This window comes from Gammaproteobacteria bacterium (assembly GCA_036383255.1).
Classification (GTDB): domain Bacteria; phylum Pseudomonadota; class Gammaproteobacteria; order Natronospirales; family REEB76; genus DASUBN01.
This window is the reverse complement of sequence record DASVOS010000003.1, coordinates 1-24,371: the sequence shown is the minus strand read 5'-3', so window position 1 is coordinate 24,371 and position 24,371 is coordinate 1. Positions and strand designations below refer to the sequence as shown.

The window sequence follows — 24,371 nt, the reverse complement described above, 5'->3', positions numbered from 1 at the left end:
CATAAAAGGGTCCAGAGCCGATCCGTCACGCGATCAAGCCTTATAACAACCGCCGCTGGGGAGTGGCGCACAACGAAAGCGAGGCGTGTATGGGACGCATGCCAGAGTCCATCCCGAACCATCTCAAGCTCGCGTACGCGATCAGCGCCGCGCTGCTGGCGCTCGGGCTCGCGCACGCGCCGGCCGCCTGCGCACAGGAGACCGCGCTGGCGGACCTCTCGCTGGAGGAACTGGCGAACCTGCCGGTGACGTCCGTCTCCAAGCGGCCCGAGCCCCTGGCGAACGCCGCGGCGGCGATCTACGTGATCACCAACGACGACATCCGCCGCACCGGGGCGCGCACGCTGCTGGGCGCGCTGCGCCTGGCGCCGAACCTGCAGGTGGCGGACGCCAACAACCAGACCTGGGCGATCGGCGCGCGCGGCGCCACTTCCGCCACCACCGACAAGATGCTGGTGCTCATCGACGGTCGCATCGTGTACTCGCCGCTGTTCTCGGGCACGTTCTGGGACGCCCAGAACGTGATGCTGGAGGACGTGGACCGCATCGAGGTGGTGAGCGGCCCCGGAGGCACGCTGTGGGGCACCAACGCCGTGAACGGCATCATCAACATCATCACCCGCAAGGCCCAGGCCACGGGCGGCACGCTGGCCGCAGCCGGCGGCGGCCGGCACGGCGGCAACGCCGAGGCCCGCTACGGCGGCGAGCTGGAGAGCGGCAGCTACCGCGTGTACGGCATGATGAGCGCCGACGCCAACAACCACACCAATACCGGCCTCGATATGCCGGATGCCCAGAACCTGGCGCAGGCCGGGTTCCGCACCGACTGGACCGGCCTCGAGCACCAGGACACGCTGCAGGGCGACGCCTACAAACGCGACGAGGACAACCCGCTGGGTGAGGGCATCCGCATCTCCGGCGCGAACCTCTCGAACCACTGGCAGAACAAGCTGTCCGGCGGCTCAGACCTCTCGGTGCTGACCTACCTGGACCACGTGCTGCGCGACCAGCCCAACAACTACACCGACCGCGAGGACATCGCCAATGCGGAGTTCCAGCAGGCGCTGCCGCCGGTGGGGGCGCAGTCCCTGACCTGGGGCGCAAGCTACCGCTACGTGATGGATGACTTCCAGCCGGCGCCGACCTCAGGCCTGAACTTCATCCCGGCCAGCGTGAACCAGTCCTGGGAGAGCCTGTTCGCCCAGAACGAGACCGCACTGACCGCCTCGCTGCGCGGTATCGTGGGCCTCAGGCTGGAGCATAACCCCTACACCGGCACCGAGACGCTGCCGAACCTGCGCCTGGCCTGGAATGCGACCGACAACACGCTGTTGTGGACCGCGGTCTCGCGCGCGGTGCGCTCGCCCTCGCGCCTGGATGCGGACCTCTACTCGCCGCAGAACCCGCCCTACTTCCTGGTGGGCAACCAGAACTTCGAGTCCGAGGTGGTGAAGGTCTACGAGGCCGGCATGCGCTCGCAGCCTGCGCCGGAGTGGTCCTACGCGGTGAACGTGTACCACGACTACTCCGACAACATCCGCACCACGGACGTGGTCACGGCGGTGCCGCTGCAGGTGACCTTCGGCAACGGCATGACCAGCAGCACCACCGGCATGAGCGCCTGGGCCACCTGGAAGCCGCTGGACAACTGGCGCTTCCAGGCCGGGTTCAGCGCGCTTAGGGAAAGCCACACGCTCCAGCCGCAGTCGCTGCCGAGCAGCATCCCGCCCGAGGGCAACGACCCCCACAACCAGTGGAGCCTGCGTTCCTCCTACGACTTCAGCAGCGGCATGGAACTGGACGTGACGGTGCGCCACGTGGGCGCGCTGCCGGATCCGATGGTGCCCGCCTACACCGTGGGCAGCATGCGCCTGGGGATGGACCTCGGCCGTAACTTCGAGCTCTCGTTCGCCGCATTCAACCTGTTCGGCCCCTCGCACATCGAGTTCGGCCCCACCGGCACCGCAGAGTTCGGCCGCAGCTACTACCTAAGGCTGACGTGGCGTTCCTGAGCGCGATGCATCGCAGCTGGCTCTGCCGGCTGCTGGCCTGCACGTCGCTGCTGGCGGCGCTGCCGGCGCTCGCCATCGCGCAGGACCAGGAGATCGACGCCCAGCAACGCATCGAGGCCGCCTACCTCTACAAGTTCGGCGGCTACGTGACCTGGCCGGACCAGGCCTTCGCCTCGCCCAACAGTCCCATCGTCATCGGCGTGGCGGGTTCCGACCCGCTGGCCGCGAACCTCGGCGCGCTGGTGGAGGGCCGCAGCATCGGCAACCGGCCGGTGGTGGTGAAACGCGTGCGGCCCGGAGACACGATAAGCGGCCTGCACATCCTGTTCGTCGCCGCCGGCACGCCGGGCAGCCAGTCCCTGCTGGACGCGGCCCGTGGCCGTTGGACGCTGGCGGTCACCGAAGGGCCGGATGGGCTGGGCCGCGGCGCCGATATGACCTTCGTGGTGGTGGACGACCGCGTCCGTTTCGACGTGGACCTGGATATGGTGCAGCAGAGCAGCCTCAAGCTGAGTTCGTTGCTGCTGTCGGTGGCGCACTCCGTGAGCGGGGCCTCCAGGCAGTGAGATCGCTCTTCCAGTTCAGGTCGGTGCGACGCAAGCTGTTCGTGGGGGTGTTGTTCACCACCCTGGCGGCGCTCCTGGTCACCGGCGGCTCGCTGCTCGCCTACGACCTGCACACCGTGCGCGACACCCTGAGCCACGACCTCTCGACGCAGGCCGAGCTCATCGGCCGCGCCTGCCTGCCGGCGCTGCAGTTCGACGACGCCAAGGTGGCGAACGACAACCTGGCCCTGCTGCAGGCGCGCCCCATCATCGACGCGGCCGCCCTCTACAACGCCAAGGGCGCGGTCTTCGGCCGCTACATCCGCGGCGGCGGGACGGCGGAGTTCCCGCCCTTGCCCGGCGCGGACGAGGTGCGCTTCGACGGGCAGGAGATCACCGCCAACCGCCGCATCATCGACAACGGCGAGATCATCGGCACCATCTACCTGCACGCCCACTACGACCTCTTGCAGCGCGTGCGCAGCTACCTCGGCATCGTGCTGGCGGTGGGGAGCCTCGCGATGCTGATCTCGCTGCTGCTCTCCACCTGGCTGCAGGCCACCGTGACCAAGCCCATCCTCGCCATCGCCAGCCTCTCGCAGCAGGTGGTGGAGAAGGACGACTACTCGGTGCGCGCGCAGAAGAGCACCGACGACGAGATCGGCTACCTCGCCGACGCCTTCAACCGCATGCTCACCGAGATCGGCGGCCGCACCGACGCGCTGGAGGCCTCCAACCGCGACCTGGCCCACGAGATCACCGAGCGCGAGGGCGCCGAGCAGGCGCTGCGCAACAGCGAGAAGCGCTACCGCGCGCTGGTCTCGACCCTGTCCACGGTGGTGTGGGTGGCGAACCGGGACTGGGAGTTCGAGGGCGAGCAGGCCTCGTGGGAGGCCTACACCGGCCAGTCCGGCAACGAGTACCGGGGCAAGGGCTGGCGCAAGGCCTTCCACCCCGACGACCTGCCGGCGCTGGAGCGGAGCATCGCCCACGCGATCCGTACCCGCGAGACCTTCGAGGCGGAGTTCCGCCTGTGGCAGGCTTCCAGCGCGCAGTACCGCATCGTCTCCCTGAGGCCGGTGGCGGTGTTCGACGCCGGCGGCGCGTTCCGCGAGTGGATCGGCACCCTCACCGACATCGACGACCGCCGCCGCGCCGAGGACGAGGTGCGCCGCCTCAACGTGGAACTGGAGGCTCGGGTGGAGGAGCGCACCCGCAAGCTGCAGGAGGCCAACGGCGAGCTGGAGGCGTTCTCCTACTCGGTGTCCCATGACTTGCGCGCGCCGCTGCGCGCGATAGACGGCTTCAGCCAGACCCTGCTGCTGGAGTACGGCGAGAAGGTCGAGGAGAAGATGCGCGGCTACCTCATGCGCATCAAGGCCGGCGCGGTGCGCATGGGCCAGCTCATCGAGGACCTCCTGAGCCTCTCCCGCATCTCGCGCCTCGAACTCAGGCGCCAGGAAGTGGACGTGAGCGCGATCGCCCACGGGGTGCTGGAGGACCTGCAGCAGCGCGAGCCGGAGCGCAAGGTGCAGTACTCGGTCTGGGACGGCGTGACGGTGGACGCGGACCCCAGGCTGGTGCGGGTGGCACTGGAGAACCTCCTCGGCAACGCCTGGAAGTTCACGTCCAAGGTGCTGGAGGCGAAGATCGAGTTCGGAATGATGCAGGAGGGCGCGCGGCAGGTGATGTTCGTGCGCGACAACGGCGCCGGCTTCGACATGGCCTACTCCGACAAGCTGTTCGGCGCGTTCCAACGGCTGCACGGCGTGCACGAGTTCCCGGGCACCGGCATCGGCCTCGCCACCGTGCAGCGCATCGTGCTGCGCCACGGCGGCCGCATCTGGTGCCAGGCCAAGCCCGACAAGGGCGCCACCTTCTTCTTCACGGTGAACGAGGACCGCGGCGAGCCGCCGCGCGCGCCGGCGTGAGCGCTACTGCATGAGGACTGACATGGAAGAGATGATGATCCTGATCGTGGAGGACAACCCGGACGACGAGGAGATGACGCTGCGCTCACTCCACGATGCCGGCCTCGCCAACGACGTGCACGTGGTGCGCGACGGCGTGGAGGCGCTGGACTTCCTGTTCGGCGCCGGCCCGTTCGCCAAGCGCGATACCACGCGCATGCCGGCGGTGGTGCTGCTGGACCTCAAGCTGCCCAAGCTCGACGGCATCGACGTGCTGAACCGCATGCGCAAGGACGATCGCACCCGCAGCATCCCGGTGGTGGTGCTCACCTCCTCCAGCGAGGAGGAGGACATAGTGCGCAGCTACAAGAGCGGCGCCAACAGCTACGTCAGGAAGCCGGTGGTGTTCGCGGAGTTCGCCAAGGTGGTGAGCCAGCTCGGCCTGTACTGGCTGCTGCTGAACGAAGTGCCGGGCGGCCGCAGCCTCGGCAGATAGTCCCTCCGGCGGGCGGCGGCGGGGGTAGAATCCGTCGGTCCCATAACAGATCCCAAGGGAGTCCCGCCATGGTCTCACTCGCCCAGCTCTGGCTGCCCATCGTGGTGGCCGCCATCGGCGTCTTCGCCGCCAGCAGCATCGTGCACATGGTGCTGCAGTTCTGGCACCGGCCCGACTACCACAAGTTCTCCAACGAGGACGAGGTGCGCGCCGCCATCCGCAAGGGCAGCCCGGCGCCCGGCATGTACATGGTCCCCTACTGCCCGCCCGAGACCATGAAGGATCCGGCCACGCTGCAGAAGTTCACCGAAGGCCCGGTGGGCTTCATGATCGTGCGTGCCAACGGCATGTTCAACATGGGCAAGAGCCTGGGCCTGTGGTTCGCGTTCTGCCTGCTGGCGGCCGTGTTCGCCGGCTACCTCGGCAGCATCACGCTCCCCGCGGGCGACGCGCCCATGCACGTGTTCCGCGTGATCACGACCGCCGGCCTGATGGCCTTCGGCCTCGGCATCTTCCCGATGGTGATCTGGTACGGCCAGCCCTGGAAGGCGGCGTCCAAGGACCTGGTGGACGCGCTGCTGTACTCGCTGGTGATGGCCGCGGTGTTCATGTGGCTCTGGCCGCACGTGGCTTAAACTTCACAGGGATGGAATGAAGAAGGCCCGACATCGTCGGGCCTTCTCTTTTTCAGCGGGGCTTCACCGGGCAGCTCGGCGGCCAGTCCTCCGGCGGCGCGGCGCGCTGCAGGAAGAACTCGCCGGAGAGATCGCCCTTCACGTCCCGCGCGAACAGCATGGAGCGGCCGCTGGGGGAGAAGGCCGCGCCGATCTCGCTGCCGTTCACGTCCACGTCCGGCCCGAGCTTGTGCTTCGGGAGCCAGCCGCCCTTGCCGTCGCTCAGGGACTCATAGAGTCCGTCCGCCGCCATGACCACCATGCGCTTGCCGTCCGGCGCCGGCAGGGGCTCGTACTCGTCGTCGGCGGTATTGATGGCGGGACCCAGGTCCTCCGCCTGCCACTTGCCGGAGGCGTCCTGCCGCGCGCGCCAGATGTCGTTCTTGCCCTGGCCTCCGGCGCGGCTGGAACCGAAGTAGAGCCAGCCGTCCTTCGCGAGGCGCGGGAACCACTCGGCACCGGCGGAGTTGACGGGCTCCGGCAGGCGCCGCGGCGTGCCCCACTTGCCGGCGGTGTCCCGGTCCATGCGCCAGATGTCCAGGTTCTTGGGCTGCACCACCCCGTCGGTGGAGCGGGTGGAGATGAAGTAGAGGCTGGACCCGTCCGGCGTGAACCAGGGATCCGCCTCCACCCCGTCGCCGGCGAAGGGCGGCGGCGCGGGCTCGGACCAGCCGTCCGCCCCGCAGTGGCTCACCAGGATGCGCCAGCCGCTGAAGTCCTTGGAGCTGCGCACGAAGTAGATATCCCGGGCCTTGGGGTCGAAGGCGGCATGGGACTCGAACAGCGGGCTCGAGATGTGTGCCGGCTGCCAGGGCACCACGTCGGCGGAGGCGGCGGTGGCAAGCAGGCTGGCGGCGAGCAGGCTGAGGCGCATGGCGGTCCCTTCCGTTAGTACCGGGGAATATGACCCCCCCGGGGCCGGTCAGTTCACTCGCAACCCACCGTGGCTTCACCGCGAGAACGGCCGGGTTGGCCGATTATTTAGGCAATTCTGCCCTTATCTCCCTGGGACCGGATGCGGATAATCCGCGCCGCCGGTGCCTTCCGGGCACCTTGAGGTGGACACCATGCGACTCAGCTTCTTCTCGCGCGGCGAGCCCGCTCCGGCCAGCACCCCGGTGGCGCCCGACGACACTACGCTGCCCTACGACCCGAACCTCGTCCCCATGCTGATGGACGAGCACCGCATCCTGCGCGCCATGCTGCAGAGCGTGCGCGAGGCCGCCAAGGTGCGGCGCTACGAGGTGATCAAGCCGCTGCTCAACCAGTTCCACACCGAGCTCAAGCAGCACGCGCAGCGCAAGAGCGGGCGCTGCTTCGCCTACATCGAACGCCACATCAAGGACCACGACTCCACCCTGGTACGCAGCATGCACGCCAGTGCCGCCCACACCGAGCGCATGGTGTCAGGCTTCCTGCAGCACTACCTCAGCATCCCGGTGGGGGACGCGAACCTCAGGCGCTTCGGCCGCGAGCTGGACGAGGCCATCGCGGAGTTCCAGCAGCGCCTGGAGTTCGAGGAGACCTCGCTGTTCCCCCTCTACCGCCCCCGCGACGCCTACTGATCCCCGCCCCTGGAGGCCTGCGGCCGCAGCGTGCCCCGGTGATCCGGGGCATTGACGGCGGCCATAGGCGTGCTATATTCACCAAGTCATAACTTGCTTAATAGGGGAGATATCCATGTTCCTGATCTATGCGGCGGTCCTCTTCGCGCTGGGCGCCCTGGGCGGCCTGTTCCTGGCGGTGCGCAGCTTCAAGGGCCAGAGCCTGCCGGTGCCGGTCGCGGTGCTGCACGGCCTGTTCGGCGCCACCGGCCTCGTGCTGCTCATCGTCGGGGTGATGGCGGGCCTGGGCGGCGGCACGGCCCGCATCGCGCTCATCGTGCTCCTGGTGGCGGCGCTGGGCGGCTTCTACCTGCTCACCTTCCACATCAAGAAGCAGCAGCATCCGCGCGCGGTGATCGTGGTGCACGCGCTGGTGGCCGTGATCGGCTTCCTGACGCTGCTGGTCTCGATCGTCCAGGCTCAGGCTCCGGCGGCCTGAGGCCACGCCATGCAGGGCCTGCGCCTCGGCGGACATCCCGTGCACCCCGCGCTGGTGCACTTCCCGGTCGTTTGCTGGACGCTGGCGCCGGTGCTGGACCTGGGATACCTGCTGACGCATGGCCCGGCCTGGTGGCACGCGGCGTTCTGGTGCATCGCCCTCGGCGTCGCCATGGGCCTGCTCGCCCTGTGCGCCGGCCTCATGGACCTGATGGCGCTGCCCGCCGAACACCCGGCGCAGCCGGTGGCGCAGCGCCATCTCCTCCTGGTGGGCTCGGCCTGGTGCCTGTTCGTGGTGACGCTGCTGTTCCGGCCGCAACAGGGTGAGCCTTCCCCGCCTGAGGCGGTGGGCGCCCTGGCGCTGTCGGCCGCCGGCTTCCTGCTGCTCGCATTCGGCGCCTATGCCGGCGCGCGGCTGGTGTACGATTTCGGCATCGGCCAGAACCGACCACCGCAGCCATGAAAACACGTCCCGCCACCCCGGACTCGCGCCGGCTCATCATGCAGTTCATCAAGCGGCAGGGCGAGGCCACCGCCGGCGAGGTGGCGGAGCACCTGGGCGTGACCCGCGAGGGCGCGCGCCAGCAGTTGCAGCTGCTGGAGGCGGAGGGGTGGATCGCGCGCTGCGGCCACCAGGCCGCGGAAGGCGCCGGACGCCCGGCGGTGAGCTTCCAGATCACCCCCGCCGGCGACCACATGTTCCCCAAGAACTACGACGCGCTCTCCATGACGCTGGTGGACGCGGTGGCGGACCAGCTCGGGCAGGAGGCGCTGGTGAAGCTCCTGGCCAGCATCACCGAGCAGCAGGTGAGATTGTGGGAGCCGCGGCTCGCAGGCAAGACGCTGCCGGAGCGCATCAAGGCGCTCAAGGGCATCTACTTCGAGGAAGATCCGCACACCTCGGTGCGCAAGGACGCCCGCGGCTACACGCTGGTGGAGCGCAACTGCCCGTTCCTGAACGTGGCGATGCGCCGCCCGCAACTCTGCTCCATCACCCTCAACACCCTGACGCGCCTCCTGGGCGTGCGGGTGGTGCGCGACGAACGCTTCCAGGACGGCGACCGGCGCTGCGTGTTCCGCGTGCTGGAGGACCAGCCCGTCGCCGCCGGCCATCCGTTCACGCTCGAGGAACCCGCGGCCCGCGCCGCCTGACCCGAGGACGATCCCATGCGACTCTCAGCTCCCAGCGCGGCCCCGCCGCTCCGGCTCACGGACATCTACGGCGATCCCGTCGTCATCGGCGGCACCGGCCGGCGCACGCTGCTCTCGTTCTTCCGCGACGCGGCCTGCCCGTTCTGCAACTACCGCATCTACGAGCTCACCCAGCAGCACAAGGGCCTCCTGGCGCTGGGCCTGGACGTGGTGGCGGTGTTCGGCTCCTCCCAGGCGGAGGTGCTGCGCTTCGTGGCGCGCCATCCGCGCCCGTTCCGGGTGGTGGCGGATCCGGACGCGACCACGCACCGGCTCTACGGCATCGAGCGCTCGCTGCTGCGCAAGCTCAAGGCGGTGGTGACGCGGGTGCCGACGCTGGTGAAGGGCCTGCGCCTGGTGGGGCTGGCGGGCCTCAACACCAACAACCTGATGCCGGCGGACTTCCTCATCGACGAGCAGGGCCGCATCGTGGAGACCTACTACGGCAGCGATGCGGGCGACCGCATCCCCTTCGAGCGCATCGAGCTGTTCCTGGCGCGCGGCCTTTTGCAGCGCGGCAACGCGCCGGCGCCGGTGGCCACGCGCGGCCTCACGGCCCAGGCCGCTCAACGGTAGAGAGCGCTCGGCCTCATCAAATCCGGCGCAGCCGCACCACCACCGCCAGGGTCTGGCGCGCGTGGGGCATCACCATGAGCTGGGAGAAGCCGGGACTGTCCGGCTGCGCCGAGAGCGAGAGGCTCTGGCGCGGCTCCAGCCTCCACTCCGCGCTGCCACGCATCTTCAGTATCAGGTTGCCGGCGATGGCGTGGCAGAACAGCGTCTCGCGCCCCGGCTCCCAGACGAACTCCACCGGCGCGTCCTTAAGCACCTCGCATTCGTGGTGCACGCGCTCACGCGCGCTCATGACGTTGAAGTCCCGCACCGGGCCGGCCAGCAGCCGCCCGCGGGTGATCCAGTCGCCGGAGAAGAGCGCCAGGCTGCCGGGCCCAGCGAGGCGCTGCGGCGCCGAGGCGCCGTCGAACTCGAGTTCCATGCCGCGCCCTTCCGCGACCACGAGGGTGCGGTCGTAGCCGGGGAAGCGGGAGAAGTCGCCGTCTTCCACCACGTCGGCGATGCTGAGGCGCCAGTCGAAGCCGTCCAGCGCCGCGCCGGCGGGGTGGATCGCGAGCTCGGTGGTGGCGCCGCGGCCGTTCTTCCAGGGCATGACGCGATAGTCATCGGGACCGAACAGGTGCGCGCTGATCTGGGGGCCGGACATCAGGCTTCACTTCCCATACTTGGACTCATAGGCGAGGCCGGTGAGAAGTGTATTGATGGTGCGCAGCAGCGAGTCGCGCAGATCCACTTTGTGCGCCGCCATGTCCGGCGACGCCAGGGCCTCGCGCATGCCGCCCAGGGGTTCCGCCTGGTGCTGGAAGCCGATCACCAGCGCGTCGATCTGCCGCAGCAGCACCGCGCCCTGGCCGGGCTTGAGGAACGGCGCCCGCTGCTCAAGCAGGAGCCCGGTGGCGCGGCGGCGCTCCTCCAGCCAGGTGCGGAAATCGCGCGCGGTCCCGGGGCTCACGTTGGCTTCGAGCTTGGTGTGCAGGATCGCGATGAGGCGCAGGAGCTCGGGGCGGCTCACCAGCGAGTCGCCGAGGAGCTTCAGGAACCCCGCCACGCTGGTGTCGCCGGTCTGACGCAGGCCTGCATCCATCTCGTCGAACCAGGCGGCGAGCTGTTCGCTGCAGATGGCGAGGAACAGCTCCTCCTTGCTCTGGAAGTAGAGGTACAAGGTGCCCTTGGCGACGCCGGCGGCGTCCGCGGTCTCCGCCATGCTGAGGGAGTCGTAGGGTGTGGTGGTGAAAAGCCGCGATGCGACTTCGAGGATCGCGGCGCGGCGCGCTCCTTTCTGGACGTCGGTGACGGCGCGGTGCTTGCCCATGGAAGTCGCTCTAAAATGACCCTGGGTCATCATTTACTGACCATGGGTCATTTGTCAAGCGGCGCACCTACTCTGGGACCAGCCAACGCACTTCTGTGTGATCAGCGCCAAGCAGCGGCGCCAAGGCCTGCAGATGCTCCCGGGCGGCCGTGTCGAACTGCCAGGGCGGGTTCACCACCAGCATGCCGGTGCCATAGAGGGCGTCCGCCTGGACCGGCAAGCTGAGTTCGGCGAGCAGCACCTTGCGAAGCCCTGATTGCTCCACCCGGCGCAGGAAACGGCGCTTGGCGCTGTCGTCCTTGATGGGATACCAGAGGGCGTACGTGCCCGTGGCCCAGCGCGCATGGGCGGCCTCCAGCGCGGCGGCAGCCTGGCTGAACTCGTCCGGCTTCTCGTAGGGCGGATCCATCAGCACCAGCCCGCGCCGCTCCTTCGGCGGCGTGAGCGCCTGCAGCATCTCGTAGCCGTCCCGCTCGTGCACGGCCACCGCCTTGTTGCCCATGAACTCGCCGCGCAGGAGGTAAGCCTCCTCCGGGTGCAGCTCCGCCAGCAGCAGCCGGTCTCCCGGGCGCGCGAGGCTCGCGGCCACCCGTGGCGAGCCGGGATAGACCCGCGGCAGGCCCGCGGCGCCGGCGCCGGGGTTCAGCTCCGCCACCAGGGCGCAGAGCCGCTCCGCCGCCGCCGGCAGCGTGCCCCGGGCCGGCCACAGCCGCCCGATGCCGCCCGCGGCCTCGCCGGTGCGCTTGGCCGCCTCGGAGGCGAGGTCGAAGGCACCGGCCCCGGCGTGGGTGTCGAGGTAGGCCCAGGGGGCAGGCTTCTTGCCCAGCGCCTCCAGCAGCAGGATCAGCAGCGTGTGCTTCACCACGTCGGCGAAGTTGCCCGCGTGGAAGGCGTGGCGGTAGTTCATGTGCCGATGATGGCACAGGCATTGGTATCATGGGCCATCCCCGCGGAAGCGCCCGATGCCACCAATCAAGAAAATAACCGCGCTCCACTGGTTGCTCGTCGTGCTCGGGACGCTGTGCGTCCTGTCGATGTTCAACCACGGCCCCGTGCCCTCCATGGAACCGCGCTTCGCCGAGGCGGTGCGCGAGATGCTGGCGCGCCACGAGTTCCTGATCCCCATCAAGAACGGCACGCCCTACATCGAGTACCCGCCGCTGTACTTCTGGCTCTCGCTGGCGGGCGCGTTCTTCGGCCTGCCCATCGACGCGGCGGTGCGCCTGCCGGGCTACGTGGCGCTGCTCCTATGGGTGGTCTGGCTCGGCCGCCTGCAGAAGGAGCTGTTCCCCACCTGGCCGAAGTGGCTGCTGCCGCTCACCGGCGCCGCCATGCCGGCGGTCATCTACAACTTCTTCACCGCCCAGTCCGACTCGCTGCTGATCTTCGGCACGCTGGTGGCCTTCACCGGCTACATCCGCATCCGCACCGACCCGCCGCTGCGCCGGTTCCCCTGGGAGATGTGGCTCGGGGTCGCGCTCGCCACCGCCGCCAAGGGCCCGGTGGGAATCGCCGTGACGCTGCCGGCCATGGGCCTGGAGATCCTGGCCACCGGCCTCATGAGCCTGCAGCCGGACACCGGCGAGCCGCGCGGCCTCGCCTACCGGCTGGGCTGGTGCCTCAGGGAACTGTGGCGCCTGTCGCCGGTGCGCGGCGTGCTGCTGTCGCTGGTGGGCATCGTACCCTGGTACATCGCCGCCGGGCTGACCGTGAACTGGGACTTCGTGCGCGCGGTGCTGGTGTACCAGAACTTCACGCGCTTCTTCGTGGGTTTCGACCACCAGCAGCCCTGGTACCTGTATGCCCACACCCTGTGGGGCGACCTCCTGCCGCTGTGCGTGCTGATCCCGTTCGGCCTCTACTACGGCTTCCGCTATGCGCGCCGCGAGTTCCGCTGGCGCCTGCTCATCATCTGGAGCCTGTGGACGGTGCTGTTCTTCACCCTCTCCGCCTCCAAGCAGAGCAAGTACATCCTGCCGGCGGCGCCGGCGCTGGCGCTGCTCGGCCTCGCCGCCATCGAACCCGTGTTCAAGACCGACAAGCTGCACGGCCTGGTGCGCAACATCCTGGGCGGGTTCGCCGTGTTCGTGATCGCGGTTTTCGCCGCGGGCGTGGCGGTGTGGGTGCCGCTGCACGACGATGACCGCATCACCCACCAGTCCGCATTCCGCAAGATCAAGGCGGCGCAGAACCACCGGCCCGGCGACATCGTGAGCTTCCAGTGGCCGCGCGCGCTCACCTTATATGAGCTGGGCGGCCCGATGCCCTACGTGCGCTCCAGCCGCGAGCTGTACGCGAAGATCCAGGGCGGCGAGATCAAGCCCGGCGACTACATCCTCGTGAACGAGAAGTACCTGCCGCTGGGCAGCGAGCAGGACCCGGTGAAGTTCGTGCCGGAACCGAGCCCCAAGTACTTCGAGCAAGTGATGAAAGTGCGGGCCGAGGACCCGATGGTGCTCTACCGGGTCAAACCCGAGGCCCTCGCCATGCCGACGCCCAAGACCCCCGAGCCGCCAGCCTTGGAATGGTGGCAGCAGTTCGATACGGATTAGGTGCTATTTATAAATCAGCTCCAACTCCGCACGTTTCACACTCATAGTCTCATCGCTTTCATAAAATACATCTGGGTAATAGTCACGTGTTTTTATGCCTTTAATATAGCCAGATGGTATGTTCTTGATGAGATTGTACTTTGTGATTAATTGATAATCGGAACCAGTTTTTTCAGGTTTCTTTTCCCAAACTCTGCCTAAATCAGAAACTGAATTCAGAAAAAATAGCACTTGCTCATGAGTTGAAAGTTGCGCACGCAGAGTTTTCACATACTGATATTTTTCTTTATATTTTAAAGAAGGCTGATCATTAATATATTTGACTGTTTGAAATAAGTGCCTGTAATAGTGCCCCAACCTAGACTGATGCCCGGTAAAAAAGGAATTGTTGTCTTTTTTATATGGCGCAGAAGTAAATGCTTTAATAAGCTCGTTTACAAAATTCGCACCGTATCTCTTGGCAAGCCTTTCCTCTAAAACTTCTTTAGCAGAAAGCCCTATTGCACCGTAAAAAAACACCATATATGCGATGTTAATAATCTCTTCGTCATTCTCTATTTTATGCTGGCCCTTAAACGGAAGAACTCTTGTATAGCAGTGGTTAAATTCGTTTATCAACTCTACAAAAACTCTCCTGTTTCTGATCTCCCCCCAATATATTTCATTGCTATTTTCGCGTTGAATTCTTAGTAATTCAAAAAACGTATCTTCAATTTGCTTTTTTAAAAAAGAATCACTTTGATCCTTTAGATTTTTAATAATCAAAAGTATTCCAACGAGAGAGAAAAGCACGCCTACTGTGCCGCTAATGAAATTTCCGTACGCGGCAAAAAGATTTTCATCAATTGTTGCATTGAAATTTAAAATGGATCGATTGAAAGTGAAAACTGCGGCCGTTAAAAGTGCAAATACCAGGCCATACTTTATTAGCTTACGAATGGGTTCTACCCACACAAGTTCAATAGCTTTCATAGTTAACCGTCCCTGAAATGGTTATAAACCCCTGGATGCCGCCGAGCACTGGACTGAGCAAGGATAGCCCGAAGGGGCGAAGCCAGGATGGCGAGCCCCCACACGCGGCACAGGGACGTGCCGTGTGTGGGGCTCCGCAGCGAAGGAAGCGCGCAGGGCAGCCCGCTTCGGGCCGGCATCCCGGGGGCGCCCTTTCTTTTCGCCCCTTTTCTTTGGGCGAGCAAAGAAAAGGGGCCCGTGTGAGCGGCGGAACGCGCCCTCTTGATAAGGCCGCGGCCGAAGGCCGCACCAATCTGAAGCTGGATTCCAGCCTACGCCGGAATGACGGGTAAGAAAATCAGCGCGCTCTTGTCAGAAGTTTCTTGGCGAACGCTCCTGCCGGGGTACTAATCAGCAACACCCCGAAGAGCATCACCAGCATCCCCATGAACTGCCACGCGTTCAGCGTCTCCCCCAGCACCGCCCATCCCAGCACCACCGCCACCAGCGGGTTCACGTACGCGATGGTCGCGATCTTGTCCGGCGTGACCTTGCGCAGCAGCCATATATAGGCGGTGTAGGCCAGACAGGAGCCGAACAGCGCCAGGTACACCACCGATCCAACGCCCTTCAGCGTGAACTGCAGCTGTCCCGCCTCGCCGGTGACGAGACCCGCGACCAGCAAGGCCACGCCGCCGGTCAGCATCTGCATGGAGGCCAGCATCAGCGGCGGCGTGGTGACATCCCGCGACCTGCCCCACATGGCGCCGCCAGCCCAGGAGAGCGTGGCGACGAGGATCAGGCACTGGGCGCCCAGGTGCTCGAAGCTGAAACCGTGGCCCGGCATGAACAGCAGCACCGCGCCGGCGAACCCCAGGGCGAGGCCGGTCTTGGCACGCAGGCTCAGGGCGTGGCCGCGGGCGCCGAAGGTGCCGAACCAGGCGGTCCACAGGGCCGAGCACACGGAGATGAGCGCCGCCTGGTTGGAAGGCACCCACATCTCGCCCCAGGTGGTGAAGCCGTTGGCCACGGCGATCATGGTCAAGCCCACGGCCACGGCCACGGCCCAGTCAGGCGAGCGCCAGGGCGCCATGCCGGTGCGCCACCAGGCGAAGGCCATGAGCAGCACTCCGCCCAGGGTGTTGCGGCCGCCCGCCAGGAAGGCCGGCGGCAGGTCGGCGACGCCGATGCGGATGGCGAGGAAGGTGGAGCCCCAGACTATATAGACCACGGCGAAAGCGAGGACGAACTGCAGTCGCGTGGGAGCGGCGCGGGTCATGGAGGCCTTCGGGGCAAGACACCGGGGGACGGATGGGGTATTTTACGCCAACCCCGGCATACGCCGCGGAACAGCGGGAATCCCACATGAAGAAGTCCTCCGGCAGCGCCCCGGCGCTCAAGGAAATCACGGTCCGTGGCGTCATCATCGGCATCGCCCTGACGCTGCTGTTCACGGCGGCGAACGTGTACTTCGGCCTCAAGGCCGGCCTCACCTTCTCCACCTCCATCCCGGCGGTGGTGATCTCCATGGCGCTGCTGCGCTGGCTGGGCAACTCCACCGCCCAGGAGAACAACATCGTGCAGACCATCGCCTCCACGGCGGGCACGCTGTCCTCCATCATCTTCGTGCTGCCGGGCTTCATCATGATCGGCTGGTGGACGGGCTTCCCGTACTGGGAGTCGACCGCCATCTGCGTGACCGGCGGCATCCTGGGCGTGATGTACTCGATCCCGCTGCGCCGCGCGCTGGTGACCGAGTCCGATCTGCCCTACCCCGAAGGCACCGCCTGCGCCGAGGTGATCAAGGTCGGCTCCGGCTCCTCGTCCAAGGCCAAGGACTCGGTGGAATCCGGCGGCAAGGGCCTCAAGGCGGTGCTGATGGGCTCGCTGGCCTCGGCGCTGTTCCTGGTGGTGGTGCAGACACGCCTCTTCGCCAGCGACGTGGTGCGCTTCTTCCGCCTCGGCAACGGCGACGACGCGCCCGCCAGCGGCTTCGACTTCGCGCTCTCCACCGCGCTGTTCGGCATCGGCCACCTGGTGGGCATCACGGTGGGCGTCGCCATGTTCGTGGGCGCGCTCATCGGCTGGGCCTGGGGCGTGCCGCACTTCAGCGCGCTGCACCCGGCGGCGGGCGACGCCACCGGCTTCGCGCTGGGCACCTGGAGCCACTACGTGCGCTTCGTGGGCGCCGGCGCCATCGCGGTGTCCGCCATCTGGACCCTCATCAAGCTGGTGAAGCCGGTGATCGGCGGCCTCAAGAGCGCCATGGCCTCGTCCAAGGCGCGCAAGACCGGCAAGGGCGCCACCCTGGCGCGCACCGAACTGGACATCCCCGTGGACCAGGTGGGCATCGTCTCGCTGCTGTGCATCCTGCCCATCGCCTGGCTGCTGTGGAACTTCGCCAACGGCGCGGGCCTGGGCGAGCACGCCCTGCTGCTCACCATCGGCGGCATCGTGGTGGTGGTGGTGGTGGGCTTCCTGGTCTCCACCGTGTGCGGCTACATGGCCGGCCTCATCGGCGCCTCCAACAGCCCGCTCTCCGGCATCGGCATCCTGGTGGTGGCGATCACCGCCATGTTCCTGGTGCTCACCGTGAAGTCGGCGCTGCCGCCGGAGATGGGCAAGGCGCTGGTGGCCTACGCGCTGTTCGTGACCGCGGTGGTGTTCAACGTGGCTGCCATCGCCAACAACAACCTGCAGGACCTCAAGACGGGCCAGCTGGTGGACGCGACCCCCGCCAAGCAGCAGTGGGCGCTGGTGATCGGCGTGGTCGCGAGCGCGCTCGTCATCGCGCCGGTGCTGGACCTGGTGAACAAGGCCTACGGCTTCCTGGGCGCCCCCGGCGCGGGCATCCACGCCCTGCCGGCGCCCCAGGCGGGCCTGATCTCGGCCCTGGCCCAGAGCGTGATCGAGGTGGACCTGGAGAAGTGGAAGCTGATGGGCATCGGCGCCGCCATCGGCGTCGCCTGCATCGTGGTGGATATCGTGCTGTCCAAGACCAGCAAGCTGCGCCTGCCGCCGCTGGCGGTGGGTCTCGGCATCTACCTGCCGACGCAGTCCACGCTGATGGTGACGGTCGGCGCGGTGGTGGGCTGGTGGTTCGAGAAGCGCGCCGACCGGCTGTCCAAGCCCAAGGCGGAGGCCACCAAGCAGCTCGGCACGCTGCTGGCCTCGGGCCTGATCGTGGGCGAGAGCATCCTGGGCGTGGTGTTCACGGCCCTGGTGGTGTTCACCGAGAAGCCCTTCCCCATCGGCGTGATGGGCGACGACTTCGCCATCCCCGGCCTGTGGATCGGCGGCATCGCCTTCGCGATCATGGTGTACCTGCTCTACCGCTGGACGGAACGCCTGGCGAAAGCCTGAGCCTCCCCACGCCAGAGACAGAAAGCCCCCGATGACGGGGGCTTTCTTTTTGTCTCGGAGAAAACCCAGGCTATTCCGCGCCGCCGATGAGCCTGCGTATCGGCTTGCTGAACGCCAGGAACAGGAAGCCCGTGCCGAGGCCAAGATACACGATCTGCATGAACACGTCCGGCATCTGCTCGATCTGGCTCGGGTCGAGCTTGCCGCCCATGAGGCCCGCGAACACGTTGCCGAGCGACAAGCCCATGAAGAAGGTGCCCATCATCTGGCTCACGTAGCGCGGCGGCGCGAGCTTGGTGACGGCGGAGAGGCCCACCGGACTCAGCAGGAGCTCACCCACCGTATGGAAGAAGTAGGTCACGATGAGCCAGTAAGGCAAGGCCAGCGCGCCGTGGGCCACCACGTGGGCGGCGCCCACCATCACCATGAAGCCCACCGCCATCATGATGAGCCCCAGGGCGAACTTCACCGGGGTGGAGGGGTTCAGGTTCCTTGCAGCGAGGCGGATCCACAGGTAGCCGACGAACGGCGAGAGCGTGATGATGAAGAACGGCTGCACGCTCTGGAACCAGCCGGCCGGGAACACGAAGCCGAGCACGCTGCGGTCGGTATAGCGCTCACCGAAGATGTTGAGGGACGAGCCCGCCTGCTCGAAGCCGGTCCAGAACAGCGCAGCGCCGGCGAACAACAGGAAGATCACCACAACCCGCTTCTTCTCCACCGTGGTGAGGCCGCCGAAGGCCAGGATGTAGGAGAAGAACAGCACCGCGGCGCAGAAGATCATGCCGCCGGTGTAGCCGGCAGCGGTGTTCACGTCGAAGCTGAACCAACCGGACCAGAGCGCGAGGCCGCCCAGGGCCAGCGCGGCCATGGCGGCCGCCACCGCGATCCAGCCGCGCCGCTGCACGGCGACGTCCCGCGCCGCATCGCCGCTGCGGCTGGGTTCCGAACCCGCGCCCGCCAGCCAGTGCTTGGTGAAGCGGAACCACACGGCGCCGCCCAGCATGACGAAGCCGCAGAGCAGGTAGCCCCAGTGCCAGTTGTAGGTCTCGGCCACGTAGCTCACCGGCAGCGGCGCCACGAAGGCGCCGAGGTTGATGCCGGAATAGAAGATGGAGAAGCCCGCGTCGCGGCGCACGCCGCCCTCGGGGTAGAGCTGGCCCACGATCACGCTGACGTTGGGCTTGAGCAGGCCCGTCCCCAGCACGATGAGCACGAGGCCGAGACAGGCGCCGGGCAGGCCGCCCGAGGGGACCGCCAGGGCGAACTGGCCGCAGGCGATGATGATGGCGCCGTAGAACACGGCGCGCTGCTGGCCGATGAGGCGGTCCGCGATCCAGCCGCCGGGCAGCGACAGGAGATAGACGAACCCGACGTACAGGGCGTAGATGCCGGCCGCCTGCTTGTCGTCGAGTCCCAGACCGCCGCGGTGGTTGATGACCGCATCGCCCAGGTACAGGATCAGCATGGCCCGCAGGCCGTAATAGCTGAAGCGCTCGAAGGCCTCGGTGAAGAACAGGTTCATCAGCCCGAGCGGGTGGCCCAGGAACGTGCGACCCTGCTGCGATGCGGCGGTCTTGGCCATGGATATCCCCTACCCAACGATTGGGTGATGCCGGAGCATCACTGTTTTACGGGGTCTGCGTCAACAAGGGGCTGGGCAGAAGCGTCGCGAGCGAAGCTGGGGCTAGGCGCTCGAAGAGAAGAAACTAGAGGATCTTTGTGTATCTTTTTCCGGTGTAGGTGTAGCCCCGTTTCTCGTAGAAGACATGGGCATCTTCCCGGTGAAGGGCGGTGGTGAGGTTCACGCGCTTGACACCCCGCTCCGCGAACCAGGCCTCGGCCTGCACCATCAGCGCCGCGCCGATGCCGCCACCACGCTCCTTCTCATCCACCACCAGCGCGGTGACGTAGCCGTGCAGGCCATCCCTGTGGAAAGCCGGGAACGCCATGAGCCCCACCACCCCCACCACGCGGCCCTCCCGCTCGGCCACAAAGGCGCGCACGTCGGGGTTGAGGCGCAGGCGCGCGAAGCGCGCCTCCACCTCGGCGGTGGCGCTGGGATAGCCAAGCTGGGTCACGAGCACGGCCACCGCGGCGGCGTCCTCATGCTCGGCGGGACGCACGCGCAGATCGCTCACGCCGGGCGGTCCCCCTCGCGCTGGGCGTCCACCTCGCGGGAGCCCGGCACAAGGATGCGGGCCATCACCATGCCGAGCTCGTAGAGGAGGTACACCGGCACCGCCAGGAGCGTCATGGACACCACGTCCGGCGGCGCCAGCAGGAAGCCCACGAAGAACGCGCCCACCAGCGCGTAGGGCCGCATCTTCCTGAGGCGCCCAGGCGAGCTGAAGCCGGCCCACACCATCAGCACGATCGCCACCGGCACCTCGAAGGCGACGCCGAAGGCGAAGAAGATGGTGAGCACGAAGTCGAGGTAGGCATTGATGTCGGTCATCACCCGCACGCCCTCGGGCGCAGCGGTGTTGAGGAAGGCGAACGCCACCGGGAACAGCACGAAGTAGGCGAAGGCCACGCCTGAATAGAACAGCACCACGCTGGAGACGAGCAGTGGCAGGAACATGCGCCGCTCGCGCTGGTACAGCGCCGGCGAGATGAAGCGCCACAGGTGGTAGAGGAACACGGGCACCGCGAGGAACAGGGCCACCACCAGCGAGAGCTTCATGGGCGTCATGAACGGCGACGCGACGCCGGTCGCGATCATGCTGCTGCCGGCGGGCAGGCGCTGCAGCATGGGACGTGCCACCCAGGCGAACACCTGGTTCTGAAACGGGAACAGGCAGAAGAAGATCAAGAACAGGGCCAAGGCGGAGTTCAACAGGCGACGGCGCAGCTCCAGGAGATGCGTGATCAGCTTGGGGCTGACCAGCGAGTCGCCGGCCTCTTCAGTCATTTGCCGTCACCGGACTTGCCGCCGGAGTCGGAGGGCGGCTTCACGGCCTCGTTGAGGCTCTCGCGCGCGGCGGACGCCGCTTTGCGCATCTCTTCCGCGGCCAGCTCACGCTCGATCTGCTCGTTGAGGTTGCGCAGCGTGGCGCGGGCGCGGCCCACCCACAGGCCGACGCTGCGGGCCAGGCCCGGCAGGCGCTCCGGCCCGAACACCACCAGCGCGATCAGGAAGATGAGGGAGAGCTCCCAGAAGCTGCCTTCCAACATGGGATTCGGTCGGGTGCGCGGGGCTCAGTGCTTGTCGTTCTTGCCGGCGTTGCCGCCGGCAGAGTCGTCGCCCTCGTGCATCGCCTTCTTGAAGCTGCGCATCGCCTTGCCCAGATCCTCGCCGATCCTGGGGAGCTTGCTGGTGCCAAACACCAGCACGATGATGATGAGGAGCAGCAGGAGTTTGCCGAAGCTGAATTCCATGGGCGGACCGGTAAGGGTTGTCTTGGGATGGCGTATTTTACTCCGCGGCCGGGCCGGGGAGAGGCCCGGGAATAACGAAGATCGTGGAATAAAGGCCTGAAATCAGCCTTTCGTCAGCGAGTCCGCCAGCTTCTGGGCGGCGGCGAAGTCGAGTCCGTCGTGCAGCGCCTCGCAAACGATGACCCCGTAGAGGTCCTCGCCCGCTGCCTTGCACAGCGCGCGCACGTCCTCCAGGGTCGCCACGCCGCCGCCCGCGATCACCGGCGTGGCGGTGGTGCGGGCCAGGGCCGCGGCGGACTCGATGTAGGCCTTGTCCACGCCGCCGGCGGCGGTGTAGACGAGGGCGGCCACGCCCTCGCGCTGGAAATGCTCGGCGGCCTCGGCCATGTCGGCCTCCGCGAGCTTGGACCAGCCGCCGCCGGTGGCGAGCTTGCCGTCCTTCACGTCCAGCGCCACCACGATGTGGCCCGGGTACTCGAGGCAGAGGTCGTTGATGAGGTGCGCCGCGGTCACGGCGCGCATGCCGAGCACCACGAACGCGGCACCGGCCTCGATGTAGGCCAGCACGGCCTCCTCGCTGCGCATGCCACCCGCCACCTGCACCGGCACGTCGGGGCAGGCGGCCACGATGCGCTGCACCAGCGCGGCCTGCGCCGGCTTGCCGGAGGCGAGGCTGTCCAGGTCCACGAGCTGCAGGCGGCGCGCGCCGGCCTTCACCCACTTCTTCGCCTCAGCCGCCGGGTCGTCGGAATAGGGGACCGCCGCGGAAGGCTTGCCGCCCACGAGCGGGCCCTTGCGCACGCATTTGCCGCCTTTCAGCTCGAGGGAAGGTATCAGGAGCATGGGAGGGGATTTCGGATGTGGGCGGAGTAGCGACGGGTCCGGGTGTGTCGTTGTCTATAGCATAGGCCAAACCGGCCCCCCGTCAATGCAGGGGGGTGGCGCCCTGTGGCGGCGCCTGCAGCCAGAACGTGACCGGCCCCTCGTTCACCAGGCCCACCTGCATGTCGGCGCCGAACACGCCGCTCGCCACCGGCGCGTGCACTGACGCCGCCTGGGTGCATATATATCGGAACAGCCGCGCGCCCTCCTCGGGAGGTGCCGCCGGCGTGAAGCTCGGACGGTTGCCCTTGGCGGTGTCGGCGGCGAGCGTGAACTGCGGCACCAGCAGGAGGCCTCCGGCCACGGCCTTGAGGTCCAGGTTCATGCGGCCGTCCGCGTCGGGGAACACGCGGTAGGCCAGGATGCGCTCCAGCAGCCGGTCCGCCTGCTCCTCGGCGTCACCCTTCTGCACGCCCAGGAACACCAGCAGGCCCCGGTGGATGGCGGCCACTTCGCCGCCGCCGACGCTCACGGAAGCGCGGCTCACCCGCTGCAGCAGCGCGATCATGCCGCTGCCAGCCGGGCGGCGAAGGCGTCGGTCGCCTCCACCAGCGCCGAGCGGGTGCCGGGCTCGCTGGCGGAGTGGCCGGAATCGGGGATGAGCCTCAGCTCCACCTCGGGCCAGGCCTGCTTGAGGCGCCAGGCGGCGCTCGGCGGGCACACCACGTCGTAGCGGCCCTGGATGATGACGCCGGGGATCCGGCGCACGCGCTCCACGTCGCGGATGAGCTGGTCCTTGGCAAGGAAGCAGTCGTTGAGGAAGTAGTGGCACTCGATGCGCGACACCGCGATCGCCACGTCCGGCTCGGTGAAGTAGTTCACCAGCGACTCGCTCGGCAGCAGCGTGGAGCAGCGTGCCTCGAACATGGACCAGGCCTCGGCGGCGCGGCGCCGCACCTCCAGCTCAGGATCGGTGAGCCGCTTGTAGTAGGCGCGCACCAGGTCGCCGCGCTCCGGCACCGGGATCGGCGCCACGAAGTCGGCGAAATGGTCCGGGAACATGTGGGCGATGCCGCCCCGGTAGAACCAGTCCAGCTCCGGCGGAGTCCCGAGGAAGATGCCGCGCAGCACCAAGGCCAGGGCGCGCTCGGGATGGCTCTCGGCGTAGAGCAGCGCGAGGGTCGAGCCCCAGGAGCCGCCGAACACCAGCCACCGGTCTATGTGCAACATGGCGCGGATCTTCTCCATGTCCGCCACCAGGTCCTGGCTGGTGTTCTGCCCGAGCTCCGCGTGAGGGCGCGAGCGGCCGCAGCCGCGCTGGTCGAACAGCACGATGCGGTAGCGCCTAGGATCGAAGAAGCGCCGGCTGTCACCGTTGCAGCCGCCGCCGGGGCCGCCGTGGACGAACACCGCGGGGATGCCCTTGGGGTTGCCGCACTCCTCCACGTAGAGCTCGTGGGGTCCGCCGACCGGCAGGCGGTGCGTGGCGTAGGGTTCCAGGGCGGGGTAGAACTCGGCCATGGGGCAAGTTTCCCTTTTTGCCCCGCAAAAGCCCACCCCTGCCGGACCTTTCCCCTACAGCGGACTACAGGCACATTTGGGACGGAAAGACCAACCCCCTTGCGGGACAAGGGGTTTGGGGGTTTGTAGGAATCGTCCTACACGCCGTGTCGGCTTTGGCTGGCATCCCGACGGGGCCCAGAGGAGGAAAGTAGCCCTTGCCCGAACCGCCATGGATTGGTGGGTCAAGGATGAACGAGGACCGGGGCGCGGGTTAGGACCAAGGATGAACGCCCATCGTTGGTGCGAGTAGCACCAATCACCTCCAGCCAAGAAGGCTCTCCCCGGCGGTATCCCCTTGCCGCCGGGGTTTTTTTTTGTGCTTTAATCCTTACGAGACCGAACCGGTCCCTTGAAGACACGCGGGGTATTCCCGTGCTGAGCTTCGCCGCCCTGCTTCGCCTGACCGTGCTGCTCCCCGCCGGGGAGCGTGATAGCCTGCGCACCCCGCCCGACCCGGATCCCGCCGACGACATGGACGAACTCGTCACCGTCGCCACCTACGACAAGCCCACCGACGCCTACATCGCGCTCGGCCGCCTCTCGGCGGAGGGCATCGAGGCGCAGCTCTTCGATGACCACATGGTGCAGATGGACTGGCTCTACTCCATCGCCCTCGGCGGCGTGAAGCTGCGCGTCACCCGCGGCGACGAGAAGGCCGCACGGGCGGTCCTCGAGACGGACTACTCGTCCACGCTGAATGACGTGGACGTGGGCACGCCTGAGAACTGAGCCCAGTTCAACGACAACGCCGAAAGATTGTTCAAGAGGGCGCGTTCCGCCGCGCACACGGGCCCCTTTTCTTTGCTCGCCCAAAGAAAAGGGGCGAAAAGAAAGGGCGCCCCCGGATGCCGGCCCGAAGCGGGCTGAAGCTGCGCGCTTCGCTCGCTGCGGGGCCGCGCTCACGGGACATCCCTGTCCCTTCGCGCGGGCGCGGTCTCCCTGACCGCGCCCTTCGGCCATCCTTGCTCGCTCCAGTGCTCGCCG

General features: G+C 67.2%; 27 protein-coding genes. 13 read left to right on the top strand and 14 right to left on the bottom strand.

Annotation, left to right across the window (positions count from 1 at the left end):
• Positions 1–98: 98 nt before the first annotated feature.
• From VF651_00430 to VF651_00410, 5 genes are all read left to right on the top strand, one after another.
• Positions 99–2,012, top strand: coding sequence for a TonB-dependent receptor (locus VF651_00430; GenBank protein ID HEX7964153.1), 1,914 nt, complete (start codon positions 99–101; stop codon positions 2,010–2,012).
• The gene (locus VF651_00425; protein ID HEX7964152.1) at positions 2,000–2,578 is read left to right on the top strand and encodes a YfiR family protein; all 579 of its coding nucleotides are present in this window, start codon (positions 2,000–2,002) and stop codon (positions 2,576–2,578) included. Before VF651_00430 ends, VF651_00425 begins: the two co-directional genes overlap by 13 nt.
• Complete coding sequence (locus VF651_00420; protein ID HEX7964151.1) at positions 2,575–4,488, top strand: ATP-binding protein; 1,914 nt, start codon at positions 2,575–2,577, stop codon at positions 4,486–4,488. Before VF651_00425 ends, VF651_00420 begins: the two co-directional genes overlap by 4 nt.
• A 22-nt stretch (positions 4,489–4,510) precedes the next feature.
• A complete protein-coding gene (locus tag VF651_00415; GenBank protein HEX7964150.1) occupies positions 4,511–4,963 on the top strand; it encodes a response regulator in 453 nt (150 codons plus the stop codon).
• Between the two features lie 68 nt (positions 4,964–5,031).
• Positions 5,032–5,598 (top strand): hypothetical protein, encoded by a 567-nt coding sequence (locus VF651_00410; protein HEX7964149.1) that lies wholly within the window; start codon positions 5,032–5,034, stop codon positions 5,596–5,598.
• 52 nt (positions 5,599–5,650) lie between these two features.
• On the opposite strand, the gene VF651_00405 is transcribed toward VF651_00410, so the two are convergent.
• Positions 5,651–6,511, bottom strand: coding sequence for a hypothetical protein (locus VF651_00405; protein ID HEX7964148.1), 861 nt, complete (start codon positions 6,509–6,511; stop codon positions 5,651–5,653).
• 193 nt (positions 6,512–6,704) lie between these two features.
• Here VF651_00405 and VF651_00400 point away from each other — a divergent pair, with 193 nt between their 5' ends.
• The 5 genes from VF651_00400 (at position 6,705) to VF651_00380 (ending at position 9,446) form a co-directional block, all read left to right on the top strand.
• Positions 6,705–7,202, top strand: a complete 498-nt coding sequence (locus VF651_00400) for a hemerythrin domain-containing protein (protein ID HEX7964147.1) — start codon at positions 6,705–6,707, stop codon at positions 7,200–7,202.
• A gap of 115 nt (positions 7,203–7,317) precedes the next feature.
• On the top strand, positions 7,318–7,680 hold the full coding sequence (locus VF651_00395) for a hypothetical protein (protein HEX7964146.1): 363 nt from the start codon (positions 7,318–7,320) through the stop codon (positions 7,678–7,680).
• Between the two features lie 9 nt (positions 7,681–7,689).
• Positions 7,690–8,142 (top strand): DUF2231 domain-containing protein, encoded by a 453-nt coding sequence (locus tag VF651_00390; GenBank protein HEX7964145.1) that lies wholly within the window; start codon positions 7,690–7,692, stop codon positions 8,140–8,142.
• Positions 8,139–8,831 (top strand): MarR family transcriptional regulator, encoded by a 693-nt coding sequence (locus VF651_00385; protein ID HEX7964144.1) that lies wholly within the window; start codon positions 8,139–8,141, stop codon positions 8,829–8,831. The genes VF651_00390 and VF651_00385 overlap by 4 nt, the downstream gene beginning before the upstream one ends.
• A 15-nt stretch (positions 8,832–8,846) precedes the next feature.
• A complete protein-coding gene (locus VF651_00380) occupies positions 8,847–9,446 on the top strand; it encodes a redoxin domain-containing protein (GenBank protein ID HEX7964143.1) in 600 nt (199 codons plus the stop codon).
• A gap of 16 nt (positions 9,447–9,462) precedes the next feature.
• Here VF651_00380 and VF651_00375 read toward each other — a convergent pair whose 3' ends face one another.
• From VF651_00375 to rlmJ, 3 genes are all read right to left on the bottom strand, one after another.
• On the bottom strand, positions 9,463–10,089 hold the full coding sequence (locus VF651_00375; GenBank protein HEX7964142.1) for a HutD family protein: 627 nt from the start codon (positions 10,087–10,089) through the stop codon (positions 9,463–9,465).
• A gap of 6 nt (positions 10,090–10,095) precedes the next feature.
• Complete coding sequence (locus VF651_00370) at positions 10,096–10,755, bottom strand: TetR family transcriptional regulator (protein HEX7964141.1); 660 nt, start codon at positions 10,753–10,755, stop codon at positions 10,096–10,098.
• Between the two features lie 67 nt (positions 10,756–10,822).
• Entirely contained in the window at positions 10,823–11,662 is an 840-nt protein-coding gene (gene rlmJ, locus VF651_00365; GenBank protein ID HEX7964140.1) for a 23S rRNA (adenine(2030)-N(6))-methyltransferase RlmJ, read from the bottom strand.
• Positions 11,663–11,717: 55 nt separating this feature from the next.
• Here rlmJ and VF651_00360 point away from each other — a divergent pair, with 55 nt between their 5' ends.
• A complete protein-coding gene (locus tag VF651_00360; protein HEX7964139.1) occupies positions 11,718–13,307 on the top strand; it encodes a hypothetical protein in 1,590 nt (529 codons plus the stop codon).
• A 3-nt stretch (positions 13,308–13,310) separates the two neighbouring features.
• On the opposite strand, the gene VF651_00355 is transcribed toward VF651_00360, so the two are convergent.
• Positions 13,311–14,279 carry a putative phage abortive infection protein gene (locus VF651_00355; GenBank protein HEX7964138.1) on the bottom strand — a complete coding sequence of 323 codons (969 nt, stop codon included), beginning with the start codon at positions 14,277–14,279 and terminating at the stop codon, positions 13,311–13,313.
• Positions 14,280–14,616: 337 nt separating this feature from the next.
• Positions 14,617–15,537 (bottom strand): EamA family transporter, encoded by a 921-nt coding sequence (locus VF651_00350; protein ID HEX7964137.1) that lies wholly within the window; start codon positions 15,535–15,537, stop codon positions 14,617–14,619.
• Positions 15,538–15,623: 86 nt separating this feature from the next.
• Here VF651_00350 and VF651_00345 point away from each other — a divergent pair, with 86 nt between their 5' ends.
• A complete protein-coding gene (locus tag VF651_00345) occupies positions 15,624–17,621 on the top strand; it encodes an oligopeptide transporter, OPT family (GenBank protein HEX7964136.1) in 1,998 nt (665 codons plus the stop codon).
• A 70-nt stretch (positions 17,622–17,691) separates the two neighbouring features.
• Here VF651_00345 and VF651_00340 read toward each other — a convergent pair whose 3' ends face one another.
• The 8 genes from VF651_00340 to pip all read right to left on the bottom strand — a co-directional run bounded on the left by VF651_00340 (position 17,692) and on the right by pip (position 23,345).
• Positions 17,692–19,206 (bottom strand): peptide MFS transporter, encoded by a 1,515-nt coding sequence (locus VF651_00340; protein HEX7964135.1) that lies wholly within the window; start codon positions 19,204–19,206, stop codon positions 17,692–17,694.
• A 124-nt stretch (positions 19,207–19,330) separates the two neighbouring features.
• Positions 19,331–19,762, bottom strand: coding sequence for a GNAT family N-acetyltransferase (locus tag VF651_00335; protein HEX7964134.1), 432 nt, complete (start codon positions 19,760–19,762; stop codon positions 19,331–19,333).
• Complete coding sequence (gene tatC, locus VF651_00330) at positions 19,759–20,535, bottom strand: twin-arginine translocase subunit TatC (protein HEX7964133.1); 777 nt, start codon at positions 20,533–20,535, stop codon at positions 19,759–19,761. Before tatC ends, VF651_00335 begins: the two co-directional genes overlap by 4 nt.
• Positions 20,532–20,798, bottom strand: a complete 267-nt coding sequence (gene tatB / locus VF651_00325) for a Sec-independent protein translocase protein TatB (GenBank protein ID HEX7964132.1) — start codon at positions 20,796–20,798, stop codon at positions 20,532–20,534. The genes tatC and tatB overlap by 4 nt, the downstream gene beginning before the upstream one ends.
• Before the next feature lie 24 nt (positions 20,799–20,822).
• The gene (locus tag VF651_00320; GenBank protein HEX7964131.1) at positions 20,823–21,002 is read right to left on the bottom strand and encodes a twin-arginine translocase TatA/TatE family subunit; all 180 of its coding nucleotides are present in this window, start codon (positions 21,000–21,002) and stop codon (positions 20,823–20,825) included.
• 102 nt (positions 21,003–21,104) lie between these two features.
• Positions 21,105–21,845 (bottom strand): HisA/HisF-related TIM barrel protein, encoded by a 741-nt coding sequence (locus tag VF651_00315; protein ID HEX7964130.1) that lies wholly within the window; start codon positions 21,843–21,845, stop codon positions 21,105–21,107.
• 82 nt (positions 21,846–21,927) lie between these two features.
• The gene (gene dtd / locus VF651_00310; GenBank protein HEX7964129.1) at positions 21,928–22,392 is read right to left on the bottom strand and encodes a D-aminoacyl-tRNA deacylase; all 465 of its coding nucleotides are present in this window, start codon (positions 22,390–22,392) and stop codon (positions 21,928–21,930) included.
• Positions 22,389–23,345, bottom strand: coding sequence for a prolyl aminopeptidase (gene pip / locus VF651_00305; protein ID HEX7964128.1), 957 nt, complete (start codon positions 23,343–23,345; stop codon positions 22,389–22,391). The genes dtd and pip overlap by 4 nt, the downstream gene beginning before the upstream one ends.
• 414 nt (positions 23,346–23,759) lie before the next feature.
• On the opposite strand from pip, the gene VF651_00300 reads away from it, so the two are divergent.
• On the top strand, positions 23,760–24,116 hold the full coding sequence (locus VF651_00300; GenBank protein HEX7964127.1) for a hypothetical protein: 357 nt from the start codon (positions 23,760–23,762) through the stop codon (positions 24,114–24,116).
• The last annotated feature ends 255 nt before the right edge of the window (positions 24,117–24,371 follow it).